Annotated in this window: 17 protein-coding genes; 4 read left to right on the forward strand and 13 right to left on the reverse strand. The window is 63.0% G+C overall.

The genetic code is table 11. From position 1 onward, the window contains the following. Nucleotides 1-125: 125 nt before the first annotated feature. The 3 genes from IG169_RS01125 to IG169_RS01135 are packed head-to-tail and all read right to left on the reverse strand — an operon-like array spanning nucleotide 126 to nucleotide 3,149. Nucleotides 126-617: an HPr kinase/phosphorylase gene (locus IG169_RS01125; RefSeq protein ID WP_193174300.1), complete on the reverse strand. Its 492-nt coding sequence runs from the start codon at nucleotides 615-617 to the stop codon at nucleotides 126-128. After that, entirely contained in the window at nucleotides 614-2,398 is a 1,785-nt protein-coding gene (locus tag IG169_RS01130; protein ID WP_193174301.1) for a sensor histidine kinase, read from the reverse strand. Before IG169_RS01130 ends, IG169_RS01125 begins: the two co-directional genes overlap by 4 nt. 46 nt (nucleotides 2,399-2,444) lie before the next feature. Beyond that, a complete protein-coding gene (locus tag IG169_RS01135) occupies nucleotides 2,445-3,149 on the reverse strand; it encodes a response regulator transcription factor (RefSeq protein ID WP_193174302.1) in 705 nt (234 codons plus the stop codon). A gap of 374 nt (nucleotides 3,150-3,523) precedes the next feature. Here IG169_RS01135 and IG169_RS01140 point away from each other — a divergent pair, with 374 nt between their 5' ends. From IG169_RS01140 to IG169_RS01155, 4 genes are all read left to right on the forward strand, one after another. Continuing rightward, the gene (locus IG169_RS01140; RefSeq protein ID WP_193174303.1) at nucleotides 3,524-5,134 is read left to right on the forward strand and encodes a phosphoenolpyruvate carboxykinase; all 1,611 of its coding nucleotides are present in this window, start codon (nucleotides 3,524-3,526) and stop codon (nucleotides 5,132-5,134) included. 139 nt (nucleotides 5,135-5,273) lie between these two features. Next, nucleotides 5,274-5,711: an alternative ribosome rescue aminoacyl-tRNA hydrolase ArfB gene (gene arfB, locus IG169_RS01145; RefSeq protein WP_193174304.1), complete on the forward strand. Its 438-nt coding sequence runs from the start codon at nucleotides 5,274-5,276 to the stop codon at nucleotides 5,709-5,711. Between the two features lie 80 nt (nucleotides 5,712-5,791). Then, on the forward strand, nucleotides 5,792-6,301 hold the full coding sequence (gene lysM, locus IG169_RS01150; protein ID WP_193174305.1) for a peptidoglycan-binding protein LysM: 510 nt from the start codon (nucleotides 5,792-5,794) through the stop codon (nucleotides 6,299-6,301). A 56-nt stretch (nucleotides 6,302-6,357) separates the two neighbouring features. Next, on the forward strand, nucleotides 6,358-6,972 hold the full coding sequence (locus IG169_RS01155) for an alpha-ketoglutarate-dependent dioxygenase AlkB family protein (protein ID WP_193174306.1): 615 nt from the start codon (nucleotides 6,358-6,360) through the stop codon (nucleotides 6,970-6,972). Here IG169_RS01155 and IG169_RS01160 read toward each other — a convergent pair. The 10 genes from IG169_RS01160 to hisB form a co-directional block, all read right to left on the reverse strand. Next, complete coding sequence (locus tag IG169_RS01160) at nucleotides 6,938-8,557, reverse strand: hypothetical protein (protein ID WP_193174307.1); 1,620 nt, start codon at nucleotides 8,555-8,557, stop codon at nucleotides 6,938-6,940. The two genes, IG169_RS01155 and IG169_RS01160, sit on opposite strands and share 35 nt — an antisense overlap. A gap of 26 nt (nucleotides 8,558-8,583) precedes the next feature. Then, complete coding sequence (locus IG169_RS01165; protein ID WP_193174308.1) at nucleotides 8,584-9,366, reverse strand: class I SAM-dependent methyltransferase; 783 nt, start codon at nucleotides 9,364-9,366, stop codon at nucleotides 8,584-8,586. Then, complete coding sequence (locus IG169_RS01170) at nucleotides 9,366-10,373, reverse strand: glycosyltransferase family 2 protein (protein WP_246717050.1); 1,008 nt, start codon at nucleotides 10,371-10,373, stop codon at nucleotides 9,366-9,368. The genes IG169_RS01165 and IG169_RS01170 overlap by 1 nt, the downstream gene beginning before the upstream one ends. Before the next feature lie 68 nt (nucleotides 10,374-10,441). Continuing rightward, nucleotides 10,442-11,446 (reverse strand): type I pantothenate kinase, encoded by a 1,005-nt coding sequence (gene coaA, locus IG169_RS01175; protein WP_193174309.1) that lies wholly within the window; start codon nucleotides 11,444-11,446, stop codon nucleotides 10,442-10,444. A 14-nt stretch (nucleotides 11,447-11,460) separates the two neighbouring features. Beyond that, on the reverse strand, nucleotides 11,461-11,784 hold the full coding sequence (locus IG169_RS01180; protein ID WP_193174310.1) for a phosphoribosyl-ATP diphosphatase: 324 nt from the start codon (nucleotides 11,782-11,784) through the stop codon (nucleotides 11,461-11,463). A 16-nt stretch (nucleotides 11,785-11,800) separates the two neighbouring features. After that, entirely contained in the window at nucleotides 11,801-12,580 is a 780-nt protein-coding gene (gene hisF / locus IG169_RS01185; protein WP_193174311.1) for an imidazole glycerol phosphate synthase subunit HisF, read from the reverse strand. A 106-nt stretch (nucleotides 12,581-12,686) separates the two neighbouring features. Then, nucleotides 12,687-13,436: a 1-(5-phosphoribosyl)-5-[(5-phosphoribosylamino)methylideneamino]imidazole-4-carboxamide isomerase gene (hisA, locus tag IG169_RS01190; RefSeq protein WP_193174312.1), complete on the reverse strand. Its 750-nt coding sequence runs from the start codon at nucleotides 13,434-13,436 to the stop codon at nucleotides 12,687-12,689. Nucleotides 13,437-13,440: 4 nt separating this feature from the next. Continuing rightward, on the reverse strand, nucleotides 13,441-14,091 hold the full coding sequence (gene hisH / locus IG169_RS01195; protein WP_193174313.1) for an imidazole glycerol phosphate synthase subunit HisH: 651 nt from the start codon (nucleotides 14,089-14,091) through the stop codon (nucleotides 13,441-13,443). Between the two features lie 5 nt (nucleotides 14,092-14,096). Next, nucleotides 14,097-14,573: a DUF2628 domain-containing protein gene (locus IG169_RS01200; RefSeq protein WP_193174314.1), complete on the reverse strand. Its 477-nt coding sequence runs from the start codon at nucleotides 14,571-14,573 to the stop codon at nucleotides 14,097-14,099. A gap of 9 nt (nucleotides 14,574-14,582) precedes the next feature. Further along, on the reverse strand, nucleotides 14,583-15,182 hold the full coding sequence (gene hisB, locus IG169_RS01205) for an imidazoleglycerol-phosphate dehydratase HisB (RefSeq protein ID WP_193174315.1): 600 nt from the start codon (nucleotides 15,180-15,182) through the stop codon (nucleotides 14,583-14,585). Nucleotides 15,183-15,298: the final 116 nt, after the last annotated feature.

Raw genomic sequence — 15,298 nt, forward strand, 5'->3', positions numbered from 1 at the left:
CCCGTCATCTCTCCCGTTCAGCCCGACGGCCTTGTTTCGATTACCGTTCGAAGCGTCCCTTAAGGGCGGCCCGCATCTTGATCAGCAAAATTTTGCCATGACAAGGCTTTTCGGGCGTTTCCGGTCTAAAGCGCCCGATCCGAAAGGCCGAGCCAACCGAGGATGGCATAGGCGCAGGACACCGGAGAACGCTCCAGAAGCGCCAGTTCCGGCAGGGCGACACCATCGAAGATGGCGCCGCGATCGGGATCGGCCACCCTGTCCGCCTCGTCCGGCGGCGAAAGAAACACGGAAAGAACAAGCCGCGTGTCCGGTTTCCACCGGGCGTGGCCGACATTGACGATGCCGAGACCGCGGAATTCTATCAGGCCCCGGATGCGTTCTGGCACGGATGCGACGAGATCTCCGGTCGTTTCGTTTCGCGCCACGAAGGCGTAATCGTCGGCGATCAGGGCGGACGCTATGTCGCAGGCGCGGCAGCGCGACAGGAGTTCGATGGCGAGCGCCGTCTTTCCGGACCCGGACGGGCCGCGGATCAAAACGCCGCGATGATCGATCTCTACGACGGTGGCATGTTCAAGAGACCCGGCGCCGCTGCTCGTGGCGTCAGCCGTCATTCGCGTGGCAACCGGATCGTGAACCGCGCGCCGGCCGGCTTGCCGCCCGGACCGTCCGGAATGTTCTCGGCGGTCAGCGTACCGCCGTGGGCTTCGACGATCTGGCGGGAGATCGACAGGCCGAGGCCGGAATTGCGGCCGAACTGGTCGGGTCCGGGCCGGTCGGTATAGAAGCGCTGGAAGATCTTCTCGATATTCTCGACCTCAATGCCGGGACCATTGTCCTCGACCCGGATCACGACATGGCGGGGCGTGGCCGACAGGCGGATATCGATCCGGCCATCCTGGTCGGACACGAAGGAAAAGGCGTTCTGGACCAGATTGGTGATGACCTGGCCGATACGCAATTCATGCCCGTTGACGAAATAGCCCTTGGCATTGGCCGGCAGCTTGTCGACATACAGGCGAAGAACGCCCGTGGCAGAGCGGTTTTGGCCAAGGATGGAGATCAGTTCGCGCAACAGTCTGGCGAGATCGACCGTGGCCGCATCCTCGCGCACCAGTTCCGCATCGAGGCGCGACGCGTCGGAGATGTCGGTGATCAGCCGATCGAGGCGCTTGACGTCGTGCTGGATGACGTCGGTCAGACGCTTGCGCATCTCGTCATTCTTCGCCAGCGGTAGCGTCTCGACGGCGCTGCGCAACGAGGTCAGCGGATTCTTGAGCTCGTGGCTGACATCGGCGGCGAAGCTCTCGATCGCATCGATGCGAGCATAGAGCGAATTCGTCATGTCGCGCAGCGCGACCGAGAGATTTCCGATCTCGTCCTGGCGGTTCGAGAAATCCGGGATCTCCTCGCGCATCTTGATGCCGCGACGCACGCGTATGGCCGCGGCGGCTAAGCGCCGCAGCGGATTGGCAATGGTTCCGGCGAGCGCGACCGACAGGATGATGTTGACGATCACCGCCACGCCGAAGACGCGGAGCATGGCAAAGCGTTCGGCGCGGACGATCTTGTCGATGTCGCCGCCCTGGGTCGACAATTGCAGCACGCCGAGCACGGCGCGGTAGCGCTGGATCGGGACCGCGACGGAGACAATCATCTCGCCCTGCTGGCTGATGCGCACGATCTGGGACCGGCCACCGGCCAGCGCGCTCATCACTTCCGAATAGGCCGTGCCGCTGCCGCCGGGCTGTTCGGTGTAGAGGGTCAGATCACGGCGCCGGAAAACACGCGAGACAATCTTGTCGAGCCAGTCGAGAAAACCCGTTTCGCCATTGTCGACCGGCGGCAGACCGTAACGCAGAACCTGGCCACCGGAATAAAGGTGGCGCGAATCGAGCAGCAGGTTGGCGTCGCGGTCGTAGATGCGCGCGCGGGTGCGGGTCGGCGAGATCAGCCGGCGCAGGACCGGGGCGACCTTTTCCGGATTGATGGGAAAATCGAGATTGTCGAACCGGTCGGCATTGGGGACGATGCTTTCGCCGGCCTGCAGTTCGAGCAGCTTGTCGGGATCGATCAGGATGGCGTTGGTCTCGACATTGGCCGAGGCGGCGATGGCGCCCGCGATGATTTCGCCCTGGGTCATCAGGCTTTCCACGCGGGCATCGATCAGGCCATCGCGGAACTGGTTGATGTAGAGGATGCCCGACATCAACACACCGAGGGCAGCGAGGTTCAGGAAAAGGATGCGGCGGGTAAGCGAGGAAAAGATGAAACCGCCGAACAGGCGGCGAAACGGCCGCAGCAGGCGGGACAGGGTCCCGCTTGCCTCCCGCGGCGCAGGTTTCGCCCCGGCCATCCCGGCCCGGTATGCAATGTGATCCGTTTCCGCCGTCATCGCATTTCCGGTTTCCAGCCCGCGTTCTGTCCGCCCGCGGTTCCGATCAGGTCTCGCGGAAACGGTAACCAACGCCATACAACGTCTCGATCATGTCGAAACTGTCGTCGACCGCCTTAAATTTCTTGCGCAGGCGCTTGATATGGCTGTCGATCGTCCGGTCGTCGACATAGACTTGATCATCATAAGCCGCATCCATCAGCGAATCACGGCTTTTCACGACGCCGGGGCGCTGCGCCAGGGCATGCAGGATCAGGAACTCGGTGACGGTCAGCGTTACCGGCTGATCCTTCCAGGTGCAGGTGTGGCGTTCCTGGTCGAGCACGAGATTGCCGCGCACGATGGATTGCGCCTGGCCGGCGCCCTCGCCCTTGACCATGACCTCGCGCGCCGCGGTGCGGCGCAGGACCGCCTTGACCCGTTCGACCAGCAGCCGCTGCGAAAACGGCTTGGTGATGAAGTCGTCCGCGCCCATCTTCAGGCCGAACAACTGGTCGATCTCGTCGTCCTTGGACGTCAGGAAGATCACCGGCAGGTCCGACTTCTGGCGCAGGCGGCGCAGCAGTTCCATGCCGTCCATGCGCGGCATCTTGATGTCGAGAATGGCGAGATTGGGCGGACGCGCGACAAGGCCCTCCAGCGCGGATGCGCCGTCGGTGAAGGTCTCGACCCGGTAACCCTCCGCCTCCAATGCGATCGAGACGGATGTCAGAATGTTCCGGTCGTCATCGACCAGCGCAATCGTCTGCATGCTGAAATTCTCCCCAGCCATGGCGTCGTGTCCCTTGCTCGTCAGTGAAACCGAGCCGTTGACGCCCAAACTTGGCGCAAAATGTGGCACAGAACACATCTGGTGTCATGGCGGGCTCATTTCCACCCCGCATGCCGATGGCTTATGCGCTCATACAAATTGCCTAATGACAGGAACGGTGGCCTGTGACTAACACGACGAGTTGAACCGATTAAATTGTTTTTTGAAAACTTAAATCGATTAATCATTTGAAATGGCACGCAATTTCTGTTTCAGGCTCTATTCTGTTTAAACGCAAATTTAAACGGGATTAAAAATTTCGCAGGCTTTTTCGAGCTTTAACACACGAAACGCACAGACCACCGGTGAGGACAATGAAAACACAAGGCTTGTTCAATGCAGGGCACGGATTGGAGAAACACGGATTTCGCGCGCCTGCTGCCGTCTACTACAACCTCACCGAGGCTGAACTCTACGAAGAGGCGATTGACCGCCGCGAGGCGCAGCTGAGCGCCCATGGCGCGCTTGTCGCCAAGACCGGCGTTCACACCGGCCGCTCGGCGAAGGACAAGTTCATCGTCAAGGACGGCACCGTCGACGACCACATCTGGTGGGACAACAACAAGGCGATGTCGACGGAAGACTTCGACCGGCTGCATGCCGATTTCCTGACCCAGGCGCAGGGCATGGAGCTGTTCGTGCAGGATCTCGTCGGCGGCGCCGACAAGGAGCACCAGCTCAAGGTTCGCGTGGTAACGGAAAATGCCTGGCACTCGCTGTTCATCCGCAATCTGCTGATCCGGCCCGAACGCGATACGCTTTCCTCTTTCGCGCCCGAGATGACGATTATCGACCTGCCGTCCTTCGAGGCCGATCCCGAGCGGCACGGCTGCCGGACCGGCACGGTGATCGCCGTCGACCTGACCCGCATGATCGTGCTGATCGGCGGCACGTCCTATGCCGGCGAGATCAAGAAATCGGTCTTCACCGCACTCAACTACGTCCTGCCAGCGAAGGGCGTGATGCCGATGCACTGCTCGGCCAATGAAGGCCCGGACGGCGACGTCGCCGTGTTCTTCGGCCTGTCGGGCACCGGCAAGACCACGCTGTCGGCCGACCCGAGCCGTACACTGATCGGCGACGACGAGCATGGCTGGAGCGAAAACGGCGTCTTCAACTTCGAGGGCGGCTGCTACGCCAAGACGATCAAGCTGTCGCGCGAGGCGGAACCGGAAATCTACGCGACGACGGAACGCTTCGGCACGGTGCTGGAGAACGTCATCCTCGACGACCAGAAGATGCCGGATTTCCATGACGCATCGCTGACGGAGAACACGCGCTGCGCCTATCCGCTGCACTTCATTCCGAACGCCAGCGCGACCGGCACGGGCAGCCAGCCGCAGAACATCATCATGCTGACGGCCGACGCCTTCGGCGTGATGCCGCCGATCGCCAAGCTGACTCCGGCGCAGGCGATGTATCACTTCCTGTCGGGCTACACGGCCAAGGTCGCCGGCACCGAAAAGGGCGTGACCGAGCCGGAAGCCACCTTCTCGACCTGCTTCGGCGCGCCGTTCATGCCGCGCCATCCGTCGGAATACGGCAACCTGCTGCGCGACCTGATCGCCAAGCACAATGTCGATTGCTGGCTGGTCAATACCGGCTGGACCGGCGGTGCCTATGGAGTCGGCAGCCGCATGCCGATCAAGGCAACGCGCGCGCTGCTGAAATCGGCGCTTTCCGGCGAACTGAACAGCGTCGAATTCCGCACCGATCCGAATTTCGGCTTCGCCGTGCCCGTCGCCGTCGAGGGCGTCGACAGTGCGATCCTCGACCCGCGCAGCACCTGGGCCGATGCCGAGGCCTATGACCGCCAGGCCGAGAAACTCGCCGCCATGTTCACGGCGAATTTCGAAAAATTCGCCGATCACGTCGACCTCGACGTGATGGACGCAGCGCCTCGATTTCTCCAGGCCGCTGAGTAACAGCGACCCGCAAGGGTGAGTTCACGGCGTTTGCCTTCGGGCAGACGCCGTTTTTCGTTTCCGCGGAGGCTTTTTTCGCGCCGCCGCCAGGCGTATCGTCCGGCCGCATGAACGACCCGAGACATCCGGACCACACAATATGAGCGTCGAAAACCTGCCGATCCGGTACGGCCTGGATCTGCCCGGCTGGTCGATGACCGAGGAATTCGTGCTTGCCTCCGGGCCGGGCGGCCAGAATGTCAACAAAACGTCGTCGGCCGTTCAGCTGCGGTTTTTCGCCGGCGCGGCCGGCGTTTTCACCGATGCGCAACTGCACCGTCTGATGCAGCTTGCGGGAAAACGCGCCGGCAAGGACGGCTCGATCCTGATCCAGGCGAGCCGTTTCCGCGCCCAGGAGCGCAACCGCGAGGATGCGCGCGAACGGCTCAGGCAACTGGTCCTCAAGGCGCTGGAGCCGCCGCCGCCGCCACGCAGGAAGACGCGACCGACGCGCGGTTCCGTCGAGCGGCGGCTGAAGGCAAAGGCCGGCCGGTCGCAGGTCAAGAAAATGCGCGGTTCGGTGGACTCAGAGGACTAGCGCCGCCGACCCGACGGCACTAGAGTTTTCCCGCGGTGCCGCCTGGCGCTTTTTTCGGTTCATTTTGGAAGGATGTTGCGATGGGATTTTTCGATTTCGTGAAATCGGCCGGCAAGAAGCTCGGCTTCGGCGATGATGACGAGGACAATGCCAAGGCGCTGAAGAAGGAGCTCGATTCCTACAAGCTCGGCACCGATGCGATTCAGGTCGAGGTCAAGGGCGATACCGCGATCATCAAGGGCGCTGTGGAAGACCAGTCGATCTTCGAAAAGGCCGTCGTCGCCATCGGCAACACGCTCGGCATCTCCAAGGTCGAGGCTTCCGAACTGAAGGTCGTGCCGCCCGAAAGCGGGCTGAAGCTCGACGCCGGCGCCGACATGAACGCGATCATCGCCGCGGCAACGCCCGCCAAATCACCGAAATTCCATACGGTGGAAAAGGGCGACACGCTGTGGGCCATCGCCGAGAAGGCCTATGGCAACGGCTCGAAATACAATGCCATTTTCGAGGCCAACCGGCCGATGCTAACCCATCCGGACAAGATCTATCCGGGCCAGGTGCTGCGCATCCCGGATCTCGACGCGGCCTGACGCAAATTCCGCCGGCGGCGCATGGCGCTTTGCCGGCGGCACACTACATCCGACCCATGCTGGTTCTTCCCAAGGGCGTCCGCCACATTCCGGGCTGTCTTTCGCCCGACGCGCAGCGGGCGCTTCTCGACGATATCCGCGCGGTCGTGAAAGACGCACCGCTCTACACGCCGACGATGCCGCGCACCGGCAAGCCGATGAGCGTGCGCATGACCAATTGCGGATCGCTCGGCTGGGTCACCGACAAGGAGCGCGGCTACCGCTACCAGGACACGCACCCGGTCACGGGAAAGCCTTGGCCTGCGATCCCGCGGGCGCTTCTCGACCTGTGGGCCGAATACAGCGGTTATCCGCATCCGCCGGAAGCCTGCCTGATCAATTTCTATGACGAGACGGCGAAGATGGGCCTGCACCAGGACCGCGATGAGGAGGATTTCGACGCGCCGGTGGTGTCGATCTCGCTCGGCGACACCTGCCTGTTCCGGATCGGCGAGACGACACGGTCGGGGCGCACCGTCTCGCTGAAACTGGACAGCGGCGATGTCGTAGTGCTCGGCGGCGCGGGGCGGTTATGCTTCCACGGCGTGGACCGGATCTATCCGTCGACCTCGGCGCTTTTAAGGAATGGCGGGCGGATCAATCTGACGCTGCGCCGGGTGACGAAGCCGTAGCGCTCGCCGCCTGCCAAGCCGGCAGGAGATCGGAGCGAAGCGCCAGGCTGGCGCGCTTGTAGCGGAACACGACCCGGTAATTCGAGAGCAGCGTGGCGAACTCCGGATCCTCCAGTATCGGCGACGTCCAGCCCGATGGAGCGGAATCGAGCATCACCACATCCGGCGGCATGGCTTTCCACTCGGAGATCTTGCGCTCGACCGCTTCCTCGATGATCGCGTCGAGATGGGCGCGCCGCTCGTCAGACATGTCCGGGTCGGCGATTTTCGCCTTCACGCCGCCCGCCACGATCCAGTCGGCGCAGTCGCGGCCGACCCACACGCCACGAAGGCTTCGCGCCCATGGATGACCGATACCAATCTCGTCCGACACGCTGGCGACGGCCGGATGAGGCGCGATCGCATTTATGCGATCTGCCAGCCATTGCGGCGGATCATAGCGCTGCCACGTCACCAGCGTACCGGCAACAGCCATGCTTGTAGCGGCGACGATGCCGGCGAAGACGATTCTGTTGCGACCGCCACCGGACGCGGCCTCCTCGCCAAGCCAGCGGCGCGCGCCAATCAATGCGATCGCCAGAAGGGTAAATGTGAGGGCAGGCAGCAGATGATAGACCCAGCCCTTGCCAAGATAGAGGAACACGCAATAGGCCGCAGCCGCGGCCGCGGCGAAAGTCCAGGCAAGCGGGTTCACTCGGCGTGAGACGCCCGTCAGCATGACGACGAGAAGCCCGAACAGCAACAGCTCCGACAGACTTGCCGTGAACAACAGCGTGTAAAGATCGTGGCGATCGCCATAAATGTCCAGCAGCGCCGGAAGAACGGCCGATATGTATTCAGGATACGCGACCCAGACCCACATACCATAGGCAATGACGGCAAACGCGGCGGTGAGGATTTCCGGGCCAAACAGCAGACGCGGCGAACGGGCGGTCCAGGCGGCGAGCAAGTAGGGCAAGAGGAACAGGAGCGCATAGTGCGGCTTGACCATCATGGTGACCGCCGCGCCGGCTCCCGCCACAATCATCCATGCAGGCGGAAGCACCGGGCGAACCTCGCCCTTCATGCGCCATGCCGCAATCACCAGCATCGGCAATGCCGCCGCGACGGCAAAATGCTCACGCTGGGAAAAGGTCGTGGGCGCCAGAAGAAGAAGCAGGTAAAGCCCGACCGGCGTAATCGCCAGCCGTTCGGCGGCGGTTGCGAGGCCGAGGCGCCTGGTCATACGCAGGGCAAATGCGCCGAACGCGATCGCCCATACGTAGGTGCCCAGAACTGTCCAACTCTCCGCGGAAACAGGCGTGACGCGACCGAGCCAGACCATCGGAAGATAGAGGTAGATGGAGAAAGGCGGATTGTTCTCCAGTACATCTACATAGAGGCGTTCGCCGTCAAGCATCCGGTTTCCGACAAGAATCAGCCAGCTGACGTCCGGATGAGTGCCACCGGTGAACATATGCCACGCCGAAACCGCGAGAATGACGGCGGAGAGCGCCACCGCGCCGGTCCGAAGTCGGGAGAGCAGCATCCCGCTCTCGGCAAAGGCGGATGTTTCTATTGCCTCGGCCGACATCGGTCCATCCATCCTCAACTTGTCCTGCTGCGTCGCCGTCAGGCGGCGGCGCGCATGTTGCCGGCCTGCGCGTCCTCGCCGGTGCGCGCGGGCTGCACAACCGCGAGAAGCCCCAGCCCCATCGGCAGATCGAACCGGCCGAGAAGGTGCCTTTCGGATCGAAACAGTTCCTTCATCACGGCATTGGCGAATTTCGGCGGAATGTCCGAACCGCTCGAAGCGGCCTCCTTGTCCTTCGACAGGCCGCGATCGAGAAGCCGCGCGGCCGCCGCCGCCGGAAACAGGGCGGAATTGGTGAAGGTCAGGCGCTGGACCTCATAGCCGGCATCACGAAGCACGCCCGCCAGGCCCGATCGTGAATAGCGGCGAAAATGATGCAGAACCTCGTCATGATGGCTCCACAGCCATTGATGCGCCGGCACGGTCAGGACGAGACGGCCACCAGGTGCGAGCAAATCGGCGATGGTCTCCAGCGCGGCGTAATCCTTCTCGACATGTTCGAGCACATCGAACATGCAAATCAGGTCGAACTTGCGATCGAATTTCGGCAAACCGTCCGGGAGATGGCCGGCCAGAAATTCCATGTCAGTCTTTTCGGCCGCGATGTGTCGCGCACTGTCATCCATCTCGACGGCGGTCACTGCGCCGTAGCGCGACAGCATCGGGATGTTGCCGCCGGTCCCGGCGCCGATTTCAAGAACGGAGATATTCGCCGGAAGGCCCAGCGAGTCAATCACGGCGCTCGCCACCGCCCGGCGACCGCAAAACCACCAGTGCCGGTCCTCGGTTTCCGCCATTTTTCGATAGGCTGCCGGTTCCATTATTCCTCACCTTCGTAGATCTTGCGCACAACGTAGACGGGGCGCTGTTTGACTTCATCGTAGACGCGGCCGAGATACTGGCCGAGCACACCGATGCCGATCAGCTGGACGCCGCCAAGGAACAGGATGCTCACCATCAGCGAGGTGTAGCCCGGCACGTCGGCGCCGAAGAAAATCGCGCGGCCGGCAAGCAGGCCGCCATAAAGAAAGGCCAGCACCGAGATGGCGCTGCCGACATAGCCCCAGATCTCCAGCGGAATATTGGAGAAGCTGGTGATTCCCTCCAACGCGAGGTTCCACAGCTTCCAGGGCGTGAAGGTGGAACGACCACCGGAGCGGGCGGCGCGCTTGTATTCGACAACGGAGGTTTCGAACCCCACCCAGGCGAACAGGCCCTTCATGAAACGGCGGCGTTCGGGCATGTCCTTCAGGACATCGAGGACCGCCCGGTCCATCAAGCGGAAATCACCGACATTTTCCGGTATTTGCGTGTGCGACAAGGCATTGTGGACGCGGTAGAATAGACCTGCCGTCTTGCTCTTCACCAGCGTATCGGTGGAACGGTCGGCGCGCTTGGCGATAACGACCTCCGAGCCGTTTTGCCAGTGTTCGAGCATTTGCGGGATGACTTCGGGCGGATCCTGCAAGTCGACATCGATCGGGATGGCGGCATCGGCGTCGCAAGCATCGAGACCCGCCGTCAGCGCGGCTTCCTTGCCGAAATTGCGCGACAGGTCGACGATGCGGATACGGCTATCGGCCTTTTGCGCCGCAATCAGCGTCTCAAGCGTCGCGTCGGTGCTCCCGTCATTGACGAAGAGCAGCGTGAAGCCGAGCTGATCGGATTCCAGCGGGTCGATAATGCCGCGGGTTTCACGGAGAAAGGCGGCGACCGAGCCGGATTCGTTGAAAACGGGGATGATCAGGGCAACCATCGTCCTGCGCAGCAGGCCAGACGACTTGTCGACAACGTTTTCAAGCTTTTTCTGAAGTGCTATCGCGGTCAAACCGGGACGTCTCCCTTTTGCAGGGAAGACTAGTCGCGCAAAGCCTAAAAAACGATTACGGCGCGCCTCTACAGTTTTCTCAACAATACTTCCTCGACGAGGTGGTCGGAGCCCTTCTTGAGGATCAGGTCGGCGCGCGGGCGCGTCGGCTGGATGTTTTCCTTCAGGTTCTTCAGGTTGATGTTGGTCCAGAGACCCTCGGCGATCGAGCGCGCCGCCTCGGGCGACAGTTCGGAATAGCGGTGGAAGAACGACTTCGGATCGCGAAAGGCGGTCTGGCGCAGCCGCATGAAGCGCGTCACGTACCAGTCGTGGATCTTGTCCTCGTCGGCGTCGATATAGATCGAGAAATCGAAATAATCCGAGACGAAGGGCACCATCTTGCCGTCTTCCGGCAAGTCCCGGACCTGCAGCACGTTGATGCCCTCGAAGATCAGGATGTCCGGCCGGTCGATGGTGACATACGCGTCCGGCAGCACATCGTAGACGAGATGCGAATAGAGCGGCGCGCGCACCGAATGCTCGCCCGCCTTGAGCTGAGACAGGAAGCGCAGAACCGCGCCGACATCGTAGCTTTCTGGAAAGCCCTTGCGCTCCATCAGCCCCTGTTCGCGCAGCACGGCGTTGGGAAGCAGGAAGCCGTCCGTGGTGACCAGATCAACCTTCGGGCTCGACGGCCAGCGCCCGAGAAGCTCCTTCAGGATACGCGCAGTGGTCGACTTGCCGACCGCGACCGAGCCGGCGATGCCGATGATGAAAGGCGTCTTGATCGCCTCGTCGACGTTGAGGAAGTGCTTGCGCTGCTCGAACAGGCTCTGCGACGCCTCGACATGGGCGTAGAGCAGGCGCGACATCGACAGGTAGATGCGCCGGACCTCGTCGAGATCGACCGGGTCGTCGAGGGAACGCAGCCGCATCACCTCGTCGGCCGTCAGCGTTAACGGGGTGTCGGCGCGGAATTCCGACCATTTGGCCGCCGAAAACCGCCTGTAGGGCGACAATTCGCTGCCGGAAAGCTGGTCGAGGGGATCGAGATGCGCTGCCGAGTTGCCGCGCCTGACGGGCTGGTCCATGAATACGCCTGTGACTACTCCCTTGCGCGCGCTGCTTTTTCCTGCAGCCCGGTCTGTCCGGTGCGCTTCTGCAACTCTGTCATGACATCGTCCAATGCCACGCCGCGGATGTGCAGAACAACGAGCAAATGATATAGCAGGTCCGCGGTTTCCTCCACAAGCGCGTCCCGATCGGGCCCGATCGCGGCGATCACAGTCTCGACCGCCTCCTCGCCCAGTTTCTTCGAGGCCTTCGCAATGCCGTTGGCGACGAGTTTCGCCGTCCAGGACTGCTCGTCGCCGGAAGTGGCGCGAGCCGCGACGATGCGCTCGAGGTCATTCAGCGAAAAATCAGGCATGTGATGAATTCCGATTTCAGGTGTCGCGGCGCACGGCAATGCCGGCCGCGGCCATGTGGTCCTTGGCTTCGGCGATCGTATAGGTTCCGAAGTGGAAAATCGAGGCGGCGAGAACGGCGGTGGCGTGACCGTCGCGGATGCCCTCGACCAGATGATCGAGCGTTCCGACACCGCCAGACGCGATCACGGGCACGCGCACCGCGTCGGCGACGGCGCGTGTCAGCGGGATGTTGTAGCCGATCTTGGTGCCGTCGCGGTCCATCGAGGTGAGCAGGATCTCGCCGGCGCCGAGTTCGACGACCTTTTGCGCGAACTCGACCGCATCAATGCCGGTCGGCACGCGGCCGCCATGGGTGAAGATTTCCCAGCGCGGCCCGGCCTCGCCCTCGTCGACCGTCTTGGCGTCGATGGCAACGACGATGCACTGGTTGCCGAACTTGTCGGCGGCTTCGGCGACCAGTTCCGGGCGTTTCACCGCCGCGGTGTTGATCGACACCTTGTCGGCGCCCGCGAGCAGGAGCTTGCGGACGTCCTCGACGGCGCGCACGCCGCCGCCGACGGTCAGCGGCATGAAGCACTGCTCGGCGGTGCGGGCGACGACGTCGTAGATCGTGTCGCGGTTTTCCGACGAAGCGGTGATGTCGAGAAAGCAGAGTTCGTCGGCGCCGGCGGCGTCATAGGCCTTGGCGGCCTCGACCGGATCGCCGGCGTCGATGAGATCGACGAAATTGACACCCTTGACGACACGGCCGTCCATGACATCGAGGCAGGGAATGACGCGGGCCTTGAGAGTCAACGGACGGCCTCCTTTTTTATTTGCGCGTCCTCGCCGCCATGCGGCTGCGGGCGACGCGGGCCGTCCATCACGTCGAGACAGGGAATGCCGCGGGCTTTCAGTGCCATCAGTCCAGCCTCTTGCCCGAAAGGATCGCCAGCGCCTCGTTCGGATCGATGCGGCCGTCATAGAGCGCCCGGCCGGAGATCGCGCCTTCCAGTTTCGCCGCATCCGGCATCGTCATGCGCACGATGTCGACGATGGAAGCAAGCCCGCCGGAGGCGATGACGGGGATCGAGACGGCGTCGGCGAGATCGATGGTCGCTTCCCAGTTGATGCCGGTCAGCACGCCATCGCGCTCGATGTCGGTGTATATGATCGCGGCGACGCCCGCGCCCTCGAATTTCCGTGCCAGTTCGATGACGCCGAGTTCGGACGCTTCCGCCCAGCCCTCGACGGCGACCTTGCCCTTCTTTGCGTCGATGCCGACGGCGACCCGGCCCGGAAATTCCCTGCAGGCATCCTTCACCAGGTCGGGATCACGCACGGCCACCGTGCCGAGAATGACACGGGCGAGACCCCTGGAGAGCCAGTTCTCGATATGGGTGAGCGTGCGAATGCCGCCGCCGAGCTGTACCGGGTTCTTCGTCGCGGCGATAATCGCGTCGACCGCCGTCCCGTTGACCGAATGGCCTTCAAACGCGCCGTTCAGGTCGACGACATGCAGCCATTCGAAACCCTGGTCCTCGAAAGCCTTCGCCTGGGCGGCCGGATCGGCGTTGTAGACGGTCGCCCTGGCCATGTCGCCCTTGACGAGGCGCACGCACTGACCGTCCTTCAGGTCGATGGCGGGAAAGAGGATCTTCTTTGCTGGCATGGTCTCACGGCTTCCATTTGAGGAAATTCGCGATCAGGGCGAGACCGAGCGTCTGGCTCTTTTCGGGGTGAAACTGGGTTCCGAACATGTTGGCGCGCGCGACGGCAGCCGTCACCGGCCCGCCATAGTCGGTGCGCGCGACCACATCCGCCTCGTTTTCGGCGGCGAGATGATAGGAATGGACGAAATAGGCATGCAGCCCGTCGGGGCCGGTGCGGATGCCGTCGAAAAGCGGGTGCGGGCGGACGAGGTCCAGCGTGTTCCAGCCGATCTGCGGGATTTTCAGCGACGGATCGGACGGCGTCATCTCGACGACGTCGCCGGCAATCCAGCCAAGGCCGGGCGTGACGGTCTTTTCCAGCCCGCGCGTCGACATCAGTTGCATGCCGACGCAGATGCCGAAAAAGGGGCGGCCCATGTTCACGACCGCCTCGTTCAACGCGTCGACCATGCCGGGGACCGCGTCGAGGCCGGCGCGGCAATCGGCATAGGCGCCAACGCCGGGCAGGACGATGCGGTCGGCCGTCGCGACGCGCCCGGCATCGGACGTCAGGTCGATCTCGGCGGATATGCCGGCTTCGCGCGCCGAGCGCTCGAAGGATTTCACCGCCGAGCGCAAATTGCCGGAACCGTAATCGATGATCGCGACGCGCATGGCCGTCACCGTCCCGTCTCGTTGAAGCCGAACAGCATGTCGGATTGCGGCGGCAGTGGCGGAGGCGCCGGATCGGCTTTCAAGGCCGCCGGACGCACCGGTTCGGCAGGCTTTTGCGCCCCGTGGCCGGCGAACCAGCGCAGTTCCGCTTCCTCGAGGCCGGGCGCGACGATCGTTCCGGCGTCGACGTAGCCGTCGCGGCGATAGCGCGCGAGGCGCCAGGACGGCCCTTCCAGCGCGACGAAAAAGCTGACGACGATGCCCGCGAACCCGATCGCCGCGCCTGGTGCGAGAAACTCGCCAACCAGACCAAGCGCGCCGGAGAGCAGAAACAGCATCAGCGCCGCGAACCAGAGCCGGTACCAGAGCAGCCAGACCAGCGGGAAGACCAGCGCCAGAAACGAGAACTCATCGCGCACGAAAACCGTTTCCGGCCGGGTCCCGCTGACCGGCATGCGTTCCATGACGACATAACTTGCCATGATGTCCGCCTATCCGTTGAGGGAACCCTTGGTCGAGGGAATGACGCCCGCCTGGCGCGGATCGATCTCGACCGCGGCGCGCAGCACCCGCGCCACCGCCTTGAAGCAGGTCTCGGCGATGTGGTGGCTGTTGGCGCCATAGAAATTCTCGACATGAAGCGTGATGCCGGCATTCTGCGCGAAAGCCTGGAAGAATTCGCGCACCAGCTCGGTATCGAACGTGCCGACCTTGGCGGTCGGGAACTCGACCTTCCAGACGAGGAAGGGACGGCCGGACACGTCGATGGCGGCGCGCGTCAACGCCTCGTCCATCGCAAGGTCGAGGCTGGCATAGCGGGTGACGCCGCGACGGTCGCCGAGCGCCTTGGCCAGCGCCTGACCGAGCGCGATGCCGGTATCCTCGACGGTGTGGTGGTCGTCGATGTGGAGATCGCCCTTCGCGCTGACCGTCATGTCGATCAGCGAATGGCGCGAAAGCTGATCGAGCATGTGATCGAAGAAACCGACACCGGTGTTCATGTCGTGCTTTCCCGTTCCGTCCAGATTGACGGTAACGTCGATTGCGGTCTCGTTCGTCTTGCGGCTGATCCCGGCCGTGCGCGCAGTCATTGGCGGATGCCCCTTTTTCTCGGCGACTGCGCCTCATAACAAGGGTTTAGCGCAAATGCCAGCCTGCCGGGCCGGCGTTTGCAATTGTCGGTTACCCGCTTACATAGCGGGAACGA

It is taken from the genome of Oricola nitratireducens (assembly GCF_014904745.1).
Taxonomy (GTDB): domain Bacteria; phylum Pseudomonadota; class Alphaproteobacteria; order Rhizobiales; family Rhizobiaceae; genus Oricola; species Oricola nitratireducens.